At 73.3% G+C, this 12,151-nt stretch carries 10 protein-coding genes; 1 reads left to right on the top strand and 9 read right to left on the bottom strand.

The genetic code is table 11. The features are described from left to right. Window position 1 precedes the first annotated feature (1 nt). Window positions 2–1,105 (top strand): glycerate kinase, encoded by a 1,104-nt coding sequence (locus tag B4E30_RS07630; protein WP_286794454.1) that lies wholly within the window; start codon window positions 2–4, stop codon window positions 1,103–1,105. Window positions 1,106–2,151: 1,046 nt separating this feature from the next. Here B4E30_RS07630 and B4E30_RS07625 read toward each other — a convergent pair. The 9 genes from B4E30_RS07625 to B4E30_RS07585 form a co-directional block, all read right to left on the bottom strand. Next, complete coding sequence (locus B4E30_RS07625; protein WP_286794452.1) at window positions 2,152–3,597, bottom strand: aldehyde dehydrogenase (NADP(+)); 1,446 nt, start codon at window positions 3,595–3,597, stop codon at window positions 2,152–2,154. A gap of 26 nt (window positions 3,598–3,623) precedes the next feature. Next, complete coding sequence (locus B4E30_RS07620) at window positions 3,624–4,736, bottom strand: mandelate racemase/muconate lactonizing enzyme family protein (RefSeq protein WP_286794450.1); 1,113 nt, start codon at window positions 4,734–4,736, stop codon at window positions 3,624–3,626. Continuing rightward, window positions 4,733–5,632, bottom strand: a complete 900-nt coding sequence (locus B4E30_RS07615) for a 5-dehydro-4-deoxyglucarate dehydratase (protein ID WP_286794456.1) — start codon at window positions 5,630–5,632, stop codon at window positions 4,733–4,735. Before B4E30_RS07615 ends, B4E30_RS07620 begins: the two co-directional genes overlap by 4 nt. A gap of 8 nt (window positions 5,633–5,640) precedes the next feature. Further along, complete coding sequence (locus B4E30_RS07610) at window positions 5,641–6,600, bottom strand: NAD-dependent epimerase/dehydratase family protein (RefSeq protein ID WP_286794448.1); 960 nt, start codon at window positions 6,598–6,600, stop codon at window positions 5,641–5,643. After that, window positions 6,597–7,943, bottom strand: a complete 1,347-nt coding sequence (locus tag B4E30_RS07605; protein WP_286794445.1) for a Gfo/Idh/MocA family protein — start codon at window positions 7,941–7,943, stop codon at window positions 6,597–6,599. Before B4E30_RS07605 ends, B4E30_RS07610 begins: the two co-directional genes overlap by 4 nt. 78 nt (window positions 7,944–8,021) lie before the next feature. Further along, on the bottom strand, window positions 8,022–9,023 hold the full coding sequence (locus B4E30_RS07600; RefSeq protein WP_286794443.1) for a LacI family DNA-binding transcriptional regulator: 1,002 nt from the start codon (window positions 9,021–9,023) through the stop codon (window positions 8,022–8,024). A gap of 181 nt (window positions 9,024–9,204) precedes the next feature. Further along, window positions 9,205–10,239: a LacI family DNA-binding transcriptional regulator gene (locus B4E30_RS07595; protein WP_286794441.1), complete on the bottom strand. Its 1,035-nt coding sequence runs from the start codon at window positions 10,237–10,239 to the stop codon at window positions 9,205–9,207. Window positions 10,240–10,271: 32 nt separating this feature from the next. Beyond that, entirely contained in the window at window positions 10,272–11,150 is an 879-nt protein-coding gene (locus B4E30_RS07590; RefSeq protein WP_286794439.1) for a sugar phosphate isomerase/epimerase family protein, read from the bottom strand. Continuing rightward, window positions 11,147–12,151: DUF993 family protein (locus B4E30_RS07585; protein WP_286794437.1), on the bottom strand; the 1,005-nt coding region annotated here is incomplete at its 5' end. The genes B4E30_RS07590 and B4E30_RS07585, both read right to left, overlap by 4 nt.

Genomic DNA, 12,151 nt, shown 5'->3' with positions numbered 1-12,151 from the left:
GGTGCTCGCGGTGGACTCGTTCAAGGGCTCGATCGCAGCAGACGCCGCCGCTGACGCGCTCGAAGCGGGGTGGCGCCGCGTGCGTCCGGGCGACCGGATCGTGCACCGGCCGATGGCGGACGGCGGCGAAGGCACCGTCGCCGCCTTCGCGGCGGCCGTGCCCGGGGCGACGCTCATGCCAGTGACGGTCGATGGCCCGGAGGGCGCGTCCGTCGAGGCGTACTGGCTGCTGCTTCCGCCGACCGCCGACGCCGCGCACGGCACCGGTGTCGTCGAACTCGCCGGCACCTCGGGCATCGAGCTGCTGGGAACGCCCCCGCGACTCCGGCCGCTCGACGCCGACACGCGGGGCTTCGGGCAGGCGATCGCCGCCGCGCTCGACCACGGCGTCTCGCGGTTGGTCCTCGGGATCGGTTCGAGCGCGTCGACGGATGGGGGAGTGGGGATGCTCGCCGCGCTCGGCGCGCGCGTGCTCGACGTCGACGGCGCGCCCGTCGCTCCCGGTGCGCGCGGACTCGGCGATGTGGTGGAGGTCGATCTGTCGGGTCTCGCCCCGCTTCCAGCCGGCGGCGTCCGTGTGTTGAGCGACGTCACGCATCCGCTGACGGGACCGCGGGGAGCGGCAGCCGTCTTCGGTCCGCAGAAGGGTCTGTGTGGGGACGACATCCCGGCGGTGGATGCGGCGCTCGCCCGCCTTGCCGACCTCGTCGGGGTCGACCCGGGCGCTCCCGGTTCGGGTGCCGCCGGCGGTACCGGCTTCGCCCTGCGCCTGTGGGGCGGCGAGCTCGTTCCCGGCGCCGAAGAGGTCGCCGAGCTCATCGGGCTCGCCGACGCGATCGGCGGCGCCGCCGTCGTCGTCACGGGTGAGGGCGCGTTCGACGGCCAGTCGGCCGCCGGCAAGGTGCCGTCCCGGGTGCACCACCTGGCGGCGGCTGCCGGCGTGCCCGCGATGCTCGTCGCCGGCCGCATCTCGCCCGACGCCGACACCTCGGCCTTCGTCGCAACCGCGTCGCTGACCGACCTGGCGGGAACGCCGGAGGCGGCCATGGCCGACCCCGCGACCTGGCTCGCGCAGGCCGGCGCCGCGCTCGCCGCATCCCTCTGACCCGCCGCCGTCCGCCCGACCCCGGCCCGCCTCTGACCCCGCCGGCGTCCGCCCGCCCCCGTCCGCCCGGCCCCTCCGCCCGGCCCCGGTCGCCCGGCCCCGGTCGCCCCGACCTTCCTCCGCCCGCGTGCTGGTGCCTAACTCAGGCTGAGGAGGTCCAGATGCGGCCTGGTATCGATTTCCCGGCCCGGTGAGTGCCATCCAGCCTGAGTTGCTGCACATGTCACGGCGGTGCCGCCCCGTCGCGTGCCACCCGTCGTGCGCCGCCGCCGCCGTCGTCGTGCGCGCCGTCGCGTGGCCGCCCTGTCGCATGCCGCCGCCGTCGCGTGGCCTTCGCTTGCCGTCCCATCGCGTGCACCAATTCAGGCTCGGGGAGTTCGAATGCGGCCGAGAGGCCGGAATTCCGGCGGCTCGTGGTTCCCCGGCCTGAGTTGGTGCACGTCGCCCGTCGAGACGCCGACAGGTGACACACGTGCGGGCGTTCGGCGCCTTCTGTCGTCTGTCTCCCGCGCGGCACCGGATGGTCGACTCGATGCCGCACCGGTGTCTCACCCGACGTGTGCACCAACTCAGGCTCGGGGAGTTCGGGTACGGTCGAGAGGTCGGAATTCGGGCGGCTCGTGGTCCCCAGCCTGAGTTGGTGCACGTCGCCCGTCGAGACGTCGACAGGTGACACCACGTGCGGGCGTTCGGCACCCTCTGTCGTCTGTCGACCGGCGCGGCAAGGGCTCGACTCGATGCTGCCCGGTGTCGCACCCGATGTGTGCACTAACTCAGGATGGAGGATCACGGGTACGGCCGGGAGGCCGGAGTCCGGGCCGTTCGGTTCGCCCAGCCTGAGTTGGGGCACAACGTGAGTGGGGACGCGGCTCATCGCCCCACCGTCGGGCCGGAGCCCACCCGCCCGGCGCGGCCGCCCGGCCGGAGCCGGGACGCGGCCCATCGCCCCAGCGTCGCCGGAGCCCCGCGGCTCGCCGGCCCGCGGCGTCACCGCCCCAACGTCGCCGGAGCCCTGCGGCTCGCCCCCCAGCCCCGGCGGCGCCGCGTCAGGGGAGGGTAAGGATGCCGTTACGGCGGTGCGGGAGCGACCGCAAGGCGTCATCGCGCAGCACCGGGGGCAGCAGACGCTGCGGGGCGTCCTGGAAGACGATCGGCCGCAGGAACCGGCGGATCGCCGTCGCGCCGACCGAGGTGTGCAGCGAGGTGGTCGCCGGCCACGGCCCGCCGTGCTGCTGCGACCAGGTCACCGCCACGCCGGTGGGCCAGCCGGCGAACAGCACGCGTCCGGCTTTGCGCTGCAGCACCTCGAGCACGTCGTCGACGGCGTCGTCGTCCTCTGCGTGCAGGGTGGCCGTGAGGCTGCCCGGCACGGCATCCAGGGCGCGCTGCAGCGCGGCGTCGTCGGCGTACTCGACCAGCAGCGTCACGGGGCCGAAGCACTCCTCGAGCAGCGTCTCGGGCCGATCCGCGACGGCGGCGGCGTCGGTCCTCAGCACGACCGGCTGCGCGGTGCCCTCGGCCTGTTCGGCGGATCCGGCCACGACCGAGACCGACGGGTCGGCCTCGAGGTGCGCGAGACCGGAGGGGAACGCCGCGGTGATGCGGTCGGTCAGCAGCGGACCACCGGATGCGCCCGGAACGAGCCGCGCGAGGAGCTCGTCGAAGCCGGATCCGGCCGGGACGAACACCACACCCGGCTTGGTGCAGAACTGCCCGACCCCGAGCGTGAACGAGGCGACCAGGCCCTGCGCGAGCGCCTCACCGCGCCGCTCGACGGCGGCCGGGGTGAGAACCACGGGATTGACGCTGCCGAGCTCGCCGTAGAAGGGGATGGGGTCCTCTCGCCCGGTCGCGAGATCGAACAGGGCGCGTCCGCCGCCGAGCGAGCCGGTGAACCCGGCGGCCTGGATGGAGGGATGCTGCACGAGGGCGTTGCCGGCCTCGCGACCCTCGACGAGACCGAGTGAGCCGGCGGGTGCTCCCGCCGCTTCCAGGGCTGCGGCGACGATCTCGGCGGTGCGCTCGGACAGGCGGGGATGGCCGGAGTGCGCCTTCACGACCACGGGATTCCCGGCCGCGAGGGCCGAAGCGGTGTCGCCGCCGGCGACGGAGAACGCGAAGGGGAAGTTCGAGGCCGAGAACACCGCCACCGGGCCGACGCCGGTGAGCATCCGTCGCAGTTCGGGGCGCGGCGGGGTGGCGGCCCCGTCGGCGTCGTCGATCGTGATCTCGAGGTACGACCCCTCCTCGACGACGCTCGCGAACAGGCGCAGCTGGCCGGTCGTGCGGGCGACCTCGCCGCGAAGGCGGGTCTCGCCGAGGCGGGTCTCCTCGTCGGCGATCGCGACGAGCTCGTCGGCGTGCGCGTCGAGTGCGTCGGCGGCGGCGCGCAGCCAGCGCGCGCGGTCGTCGGCCGACGCGGCGCGCCACACGGGCGCGGCCTTCGCGGCGGCGGACACGAGGCGGTCGAGGTCGGTGATGCTGGTGCTCATGGTTGCTCCCGAGTGGTCGCGGGCGGTCAGGTGAAGCGGATGCCGAGCCCGACATGGTCGGTCTCGGTGAGGGCGCCGTTGTGGATGCGGACGGGCGCGGAGTCCCGCAGGGCGCCGAGCTCGCCGAAGCCGGCGTCTTCGACGTCTTCGACGAGCGGATCCGGCACGCCGGGGACACCGCGCAGGCACAGCGCCAGCTGTCCCGAGAGCTCGGGCAGCAGGTGCGGATGCACGGCGGCACCGTACTCGGCCGCGACGGCGGCGATCCCCAGGAACGGCGTGATGCCGCCGACGCGCACGACGTTCGGCTGCACGATCTGGGCGGCGCTGGTGCGCAGGAAGTCGTCGAAGCGGAAGACGTTGTGCAGATTCTCGCCCACGGCGATCGGGATGCGGCTGGAGGCGGCCAGGCGCTCGGACAGCGCGATGTGCCCGGCCAGGTCGTCGGCGCGCAGCGGCTCCTCGATCCACGCCGGCGCCACCTCGGCGAGCACCTCGAGGTTCCGCGTCGCGCGGTCGAGGTCCCAGCGCTGATTCGCGTCGATCATGAGCGCGCGATCGGGCCCGAGCACCTCGCGCACCGCACGCATGCGGTCGAGGTCCTCCGCGACGTCGGGCTTGCCGACCTTGACCTTCACGGCGTCGAAGCCGGCATCCACCCACCGTCGCGCCTGGGCGACGAGATCCTCGATGGGGTAGTGCAGGTTCACGCCGGAGCCGTAGGCGGGGGCGCTGCGACGCTGCCCGCCGAGGAACCCGGTGAGCGACGTGCTCCGCTCGCGCGCCGCCGCATCCCACAGCGCGAGGTCGAGCCCGGCCATCGCGATGGTGGTGACCCCGCCGCCACCGGCCTCGTGGAGGCGCTGCCACAGCGCCAGGGACTCCGCACCCGGGTCTGCCGAACGCCCGCGGGCGAAGTCGGCGACGTCGTTCGCGAGCATCGCGTGCACGGCTTCGGCGCCGATCTGCGGCGTCCACGAGAAGCCCCAGCCCTCCGCTCCGTCCGAGCGCACCACGTGCGTCTCGACGACACCGACGGAGGTGACCTCGGCGCCCCACGGGCGCGTCAGCGGCACCCGGATCAGCCGGGTCTCGAAGGTCGCGACGGTCGGATGCTCCGCCGCAGCGACCGCGGTCACAGCAGCGCCCGCCCGGCCTCGAGGATCTCGGCCAGGCGCTCCTCCTGGGCGGGCGAGGGGTCGACGAGCGGGGCGCGTACGCCGCCGATCGGCATCCCCGACAGCCGCAGGCCCGTCTTGATGAGCGAGACGCCGAAGCCGGGGGTCTCGTCGCGCAGCGCGACGAGGGGGCGGAAGAACCCGTCGAGCAGCTGCAGGCGGCGGTCCTCGTCGCCGGCGATGTACGCACGGTAGTGGGCGGCGGCGACCTCCGGGATCATCGCGAACGCCGCCGAGGAATACAGCGGCACGCCGATGCCGCGGTACGCGCCCTGGGTGAGCTCGGCGGTGAGCAGGCCGTTGAAGAAGGCGAAGTCGTCGCGGCCCTCCTCGGCGACCGCGCGCACGATCAGCTGCGCCGTGCCGATGTCGCCCGCCCCGTCCTTGAAGCCGATGACCTTCGGATTGCGCGCGAGGTGCCGCATCGCATCGACGGAGTACTGCGCGTTGGCGCGGTGGTAGACGACGACGGGCAGATCGGATGCCGCCGCGATCGCCTCCACGTAGGCGATCAGGCCCGCCTGCGGACCGCCGACGAGGTACGGCGGGAGGACGAGGAGCGCGTCGGCCCCGGCATCCGCAGCCGCGCGTGCGACCCCGATCGCGTGGCCGAGCGGACCGCCGGCGCCGGCGACGACGGGAACGCGTCCGGCGACCGTCTCGACCGTGGACCGCACGACCTGCGCGGCCTCATCCGTCGACAGGGCGTGGAACTCGCCCGTGCCGCACGCCGGGAACACCCCGCCCGGGCCGTGCTCCATCGTGGTGCCGACGTGACGCCGCAGCAGCTCGTCGTCGACGCGGTCGTCGGCGTCGAAGGGGGTGACGGGGAAGAAGAGGATGCCGTCGAAGGCGATTCCGGTGCTCACGCGGCGGTGTCCTTTCGGGAGTCGGGGGACGATCCCGCGGCGCGGGCGTCCGCGGCGGCGAGTTCGTCGCGCCAGGTGCGGGTGGGGTGCCATCCGATCAGGCGCGCGGCCTTCGCGCTCGTGAACGCCGGGGTCGTGCCGACAAGGCCCGCCGCGACCTCCTCGGTTCCGGGGTGGAAGCGCGGCACGAGATCGCACAGCGGTTCGCGCGCGAGCGCGTCGTCGGCGCCGACGAAGAAGGTCTCGGCGTTCGGGATGTCGCCCATCGCGGCAAGGAGCACGTCGACGAAGGCGGCGACGTCGCGGGCGTCGACGTAGTTGAACACGGCCGGTGCCGAGAGAGCCGGATCGTCGAGGCGCTCGCGCACGGTGTGCCCCTGCTGCGTGACGGCTCCCTCCCACTCCTCCGGCGCGATGACGTAACACGGCCGGAACGCCGCGAACCGCGTCGCGTCGCCGGTCTGGCGCGCGAGCATCGCCGCAGTCTGCTCGGCGAGCAGCTTCGACAGGGCGTAGGCGTTCCACGGCCGGGTCGGCGTGGACTCGTCGAGGGGCATCGACGGCGGCACCCATCCGGTGGGGGATCCGTATCCGATCACGGTGGGGCTCGACGCGGTGATGATCCGCGGCACACCGGCGGCGACGGCCGCGGACATCGTGTTCAGGGCGAGCGCGGCGTTCGTGCGCAGGATGACGTCTTCGGGTGCGCTGAACGGCACGGCGATCGCGGCGAGGTGCACGAGCGCGTCGGCCCGCGCATCCGCCACCGCCGCGGCTGCGGTGTCTGCGTCGGTGAGGTCGACGGCCGCCTGCGTGACCGCGTCCCGCGAGGTCAGCTCGACCGCATCCGAGACCTCGCGATCCAGCGAGACGATCTCGTGTCCGGCATCGGCGAGACCGGCCACGAGCGAGCGCCCGAGGCGGCCGGCGCCACCGGTGACGACGATGCGCGTCACGCCGGCACCGTCTCCGGGCTCGCGGCGAGGAAGCGGATGCCGAGGTCGGCCACACGCACCGGCATGCCCGTCGCGAGCGAACGGTTGCCGGCGATGCCGACCGAGATGGAGCGCACGCCGTCGCGCCAGTCGGCAGGACGCTGCAGCGGGTCATCGCCCGGCCCCTCGAAGACGTCGGCCAGGAGCAGACGGTCGCCGCCGCCGTGCCCGCCCGCGAGGTTCTCGATCTCGACCTCGGTCGCGGCCTCCCAGTGACGCTGCACGAGCAGGCGCTCGCCTTCGGGCCGCAGCGATCCGGACGAGCCGGCGTCGACCGCGCTCGGGTCGAGCACCGGATGCAGGCCCTCGTCGGCGAGCACGGCGCCGCGCTCGACGACCTCGAGCTCGACGCGCCCCTTCGTGCCGTTCACCGCCACGCGATAGCCCTCCCAGGGCGCGTGGGCGTTGAGGGAGTAACTGAGGGTCGCGCCGGAGGCGTAGTCGACCACGAGCGCGAGGTTGTCCTCGATGGTGATCCCCTCGCCGAACACGTCGCGGTCGCGCAGGTATCCGTCGTGCTCCTCGGCATCGAAGTACAGGGCCTTGAGGTTCGCGTCGGCCCGCAGGTCGAGTTCGAAGGCGCCGGCGTCGTCGTGGCTTCCGCGCGGAGCCCGCGCGCCGAGTCCGCGTGCGTCGGCGTTCTCCGCGCCGTAGAAGCGCAGCCCGCCTGACGCGTACACGCGGGTGGGGATGGACCGCAGCCACCAGTTGACGAGATCGAAGTGGTGGCTGGACTTGTGCACGAGCAGGCCGCCGGAGTGCTCCTTCTCGCGGTGCCAGCGGCGGAAGTAGTCTGCGCCGTGCTTGGTGTCGAGCATCCAGGAGAAGTCGATCGAGGTGATCTCCCCGATCGTGCCCTCCTGCAGGATCTGCCGCAGCGCACTGTTGCGCGGGGAGTAGCGGTAATTGAAGGTGATGACCACGTCGCGTCCGGTGCGGTCGATCGCATCTTCGATCGCGGCGGCGCTGGCGGCGTCGATCGTGAGGGGCTTCTCGACGACGACGTCGGCACCGGCATCCAGCGACCGCACGATGAGCTCGGCGTGCAGGTCGTCGCGCGCGCAGACGATCACGCGGTCGACCTGTTCTGCGGCGATCATCTCCTCCAGGCGATCGGGGGAGTAGATCAGCGGCGCGGGCTTGCCGCTCTCGGCGACGCGGTCGGCGTGGAACTGCGCACGCACCGGGTTCGGCTCGAGAATCGCCACGAGCGAGGCGCGGTCGGCGTACGTCGTCGTGATCGCGTCGACGTACATCTGGGCGCGCGCGCCGGCGCCGGCGAGTGCGTAGCGGAGGTGGGTCATCGATGGCTCCTCAGGAAACGTTTTCTCAGTGTAACACGCGTGGCGGCTCGTGCTTCTGTGCGGGGGAGGGGCGGTGGCTCAGGACGGGGCGGGTCCCGTGCTCTCGCGCAGCGCGACGACGGGGCGGAGCCAGTGCGCGGCGGGCTCCGCCGGAGCGCCGGTGAGCAGATCCTGCATGGCCTCCCATGCGCGTGCGCCGAGGTCTTCGGCCGGCACCGCCGCGGTGGTGAGGGTGGGCGAGGTCCAGCGCGAGAACGGGATGTCGTCGAACCCGGTCACCGAGAGGTCTTCGGGGATGCGCACGCCATCGCGTCGCAGCACTCCCATGACCCCCATGGCGACGAGGTCGTTGTAGGCCAGCACGGCGGTCGCGCCCGAGGCGCGCACCTCCGGCGCGACCCGCGCACCGCTGTCGACGTCGACCCCGCACGGGAGCTGCGTGATCTCCACCTCGGCGTGCGCGTCGGCGAACGCGGTGATCGCGTCGACGCGCGCGGCGTTCGATGCGCTGCGCGGATTGCCGGAGAGGAAGACGTAGCGACGGTGACCGAGGCCGTGCAGGTGGGTGAGGATCTCCGCGAAGGCGGACCGGTAGTCCGCCCCGACCACCGGGGCTCCGTCGACGTCGCGGTTGACGACGACCACCGGCGACAGCTCGCGCAGAGACGCCGCGAGGGCGTCGTCATCCATGCGCGGCGCGCAGAGCACGACGCCGTCGGTGCGGCGTCGGGTCGTGAGGGCGAGCACCCGCTCCTCGTCGACGGATTCGGCGGAGTCGGCGACGAGCACGTGGTAGCCCGCGGTTCCGGCCGCGCGGCTGAGGCCGCGCAGGATCTCCTGGAACGTCGGGTTGCCGAGATCGGGCACGACCACGGCGATCGTCTGGGTGCGGCCGAGGACGAGGCTGCGGGCGAGGGGGCTGGCGGAGTAGTCGAGTTCGGCGGCCGCGGCGCGCACGCGCTCGGCCATCGCCGGGTCGACGGTGACGTTGCCGTTGAGCACGCGTGACACAGTCGACAGTGAAACCTCCGCCTTCGCGGCGACGTCGGCGATGGTCACCCGTTTCGGTGGGCGCGGCATGCGGCCTCCTCTCGCTCGCGCCACTCTATCCGCCTGGGAAACGTTCTCCCACGTCGGCGGCGGCGGCCAGCCGTGAACAACACAGGAGATCCGGCGCGCAGCGGGCCCGTCGGCGCGGCTTCAGTCCGATCCGACGCGGATCTCCTGTGTTGTTCACCGGGGCCGGCGGCGCGCGGGGAGGTCAGGGGCGGGGCGGGGTGCTGCCGCGCACGACCACCTCGACGGGCAGGGGCGGCTGGGAGGCGTCCCACTCCTCGTCGACGGTGGCGTGCAGCGCGCGATAGCCGAGCTCATCGAGCGGCACGTGCGCGGTGGTGAGGCCGGGCCGGATGTCGCGGCCCGTGGCGATGTCGTCGAAGCCGGCGACGGCGATGTCGGCGCCGACATCGCGCCCGGCATCCCGCACCGCCGACATCACGCCGATCGCGACGACGTCGCTGATGCCGAAGATGACCGTGCCCGGGGGCACCTCATCGTGCAGGAGCGCCTCGGTGGCGGCGTACCCGGCGTCGCGGGTGAAGCCGCCGCGAACGACGCAGCGGATGCGCCCGCCGTCGGCGGTGAAGCCGTGCGTGAACCCCGCGATGCGGTCGTCGGAGGTCTGGATGCCCTCGCGCGCGCCGACGATGACGGCCTCGCGGTAGCCGAGTTCGCGCAGACGTGCCCCGAGCGCGCGGGCCCCGCCGCGGTTGTCGACGGCGACCGAGCGGATGCTGTCGGGCGCGGGTCCGAGCATGACGACCCGACCGCCCATGCCCTGGAACGCCTCGAGCTCGGGGTCGAGCCCCGCGGCGTCGGGGCCGGTCGTTCGGGAGGCGGCCAGGATCAGGCCCCGCGGGCGCTGACCGCGCAGCGCACGGACGAGCGAGACCTCGCGCGCCGGGTCGCGCTCAGTGATGGCGATCGTGACGACCAGGCCCGCCTCGTCGGCGCCGCGTGCGACGCCGGAGGCGAGCTGGCCGAAGTAGGGGTCGGCGATGTCCGCGACGAGCAGGGCCACGACGGCGGAGGTGCCGCGCGCCGTCGCCTGCGCGGAGAGGTTCGCTGTGTAGCCGAGGCGCTCAGCGGCCGCCTCCACCTTCTCGCGGTAGCTCTCGGCGACCTTGCGCGTGGAGCCGTTCAGCACTCGGGAGGCCGTCGCCAGAGACACCCCTGCCTCGCGGGCCACGTCGTGCAGGGTGGCCGCGCTGCGGGCGGTCGAGGGTGTTCGGGTCACGTGCAGGATTCTAGGGGCTCGCTCGCGCGGAATCAGGCGGGAACGACCGCGGGAAGGTGCGGCGTGACGGCAGCCGTGAAGCCGTCGGAGGTGCGTCGCACGGCTTCGGCCGGGTCGGTCGCCCACACGTCGGCGTTGAAGATCTCCACCTCGATGTCGCCGGTGTACCCGGCATCCACCACCGCGCGCGTCATCGGCCCGAAGTCGATGACGCCGTCGCCCGGGTAGTGCCGGCTCAGCAGCACGTCGGCCGGGAGCGGCGTCTTCCAGTCGCACACCTGATAGGTGGCGATGCGCCCCTCGCGACCGGCACGTTCGATCTGCGGGAGCACATCCGGGTCCCACCAGATGTGGAAGGTGTCGACGGTCACACCCACCACGGACGGGTCGAAGTCGTGCGCGATGTCGAGCGCCTGGCCGAGCGTCGACACGACGCAGCGGTCGGAGGCGTACATCGGATGCAGCGGCTCGATCGCGAGGGTGACGCCCGCTTCGGCGGCGTACGGGGCGAGCTCGCCGATGGCGTCCCGCACGCGCTCGCGGGCGCCGATGAGGTCTCGGGAGCCCTCGGGCAGACCGCCGGCGACGAGCACCAGCACCGCGGTGGATCCCTCGGCTCCCGCCGCGGCGAGCGTGGCGGCCTCCTCGACGGCGACCCGGTTGTCGTCGAGGGATGCGCGGCGAGCGGGGCCCTCGGGCATCGTGAAGAAGCCGGAGCGGCAGTGCGTGGTGAACCGCAGCCCGGAGTCGGCGAGCATCGACGCAGCCGTCGCGAGGCCCACCTCCTGCACCGGTTCGCGCCACAGCCCGATCGCGGGGACGCCCGCACCGGATGTGGCCGCGAGCGCCGTGGCGAGGTCGGCGTGCTTGAGGGTGCCCTGGTTGATCGACAGGCGCGGATCGACGCTCACGCGATCACCCCCGGAACGTCCACGCCGTTCAGGCGCAGCATCCCGTGCCATCGGATGGCGGCCAGCTCGGGCCGCTCCAAGGCGCCGGAGGCGTTGGCGAGCTCGACGATGCGGGACAGGTGCGGCAGGCTGCGCGCGGAGTGGAGACCGCCGACCATCTGGAAAGCCGGCTGGTGGCCGTTCAGCCACGACAGGAACGCGACCCCGGTCTTGTAGTAGAACGTCGGCGCGGCGAAGACCTGGCGGCTGAGCTCCTCGGTGGGCTCGAGGATCTCGCGGTATCGAGCGCCGTCGCCGGCGTCGAGCGCCTGGATCGCGGCGGAGGCGACGGGGGTGATCGCCGCGAACGCGCCGAGGAGCGCGTCGGAGTATCCGCGCTTCGAACCCTCCCCGGTCCGCCCGCCCCCGGCCTCCCCGGTCTCCCCGGTCGTTGAGCGAGACGAAACGTCGCCCGCCGCCCCCTCGGTCGTTGAGCGAGCGGAGCGAGACGAAACGTCGCCGGCCGCAACGTCCGGCATGTCGGTCCCGCCGATGAGCCCGACGTAGTTGAAGTCGTCGCCGGTGAACATGCGCACGCCCTCGGGGAGGCGCTCTCGCACCGACACCTCCGCGTCGGCGTCGAGGAGGCTCATCTTCACCCCGGCGACCTTGTCGGTGTTCTCGCCGATGATCTCCAGGAGCACCTCGGACGCCTCGCGCCAGTCGGCCGACCCGCTTGTCCTGAGCTTGGTCGAAGTGAAGTACCCCTCGAGGGTCGGGTCGAACGCGGTGCCGAGCCAGTGCAGCACGACCGGCACCTGCGCCGCGCCGAGCACCTCGCGGTAGACGCGGCGGTAGTCCTCGGCCGAGGATGCGGCGCGCGCCAGATGGCGCGACGCCATCAGCACGGGAGCGGCGCCCTGCTCCTCGGTGAAGGCCAGCTGCGACCGATACGCGTCGATCACCTGGTCGAGGGAGATGTGCTCGTCCTCGACGTGATCGGTGTTGACGCCGACGACGAC

The sequence above is a fragment of the Microbacterium sp. UBA3394 genome, assembly GCF_002358725.1.
GTDB lineage: Bacteria > Actinomycetota > Actinomycetes > Actinomycetales > Microbacteriaceae > Microbacterium > Microbacterium luteum.
This window is presented reverse-complemented; position numbering and strand designations above follow the sequence as displayed.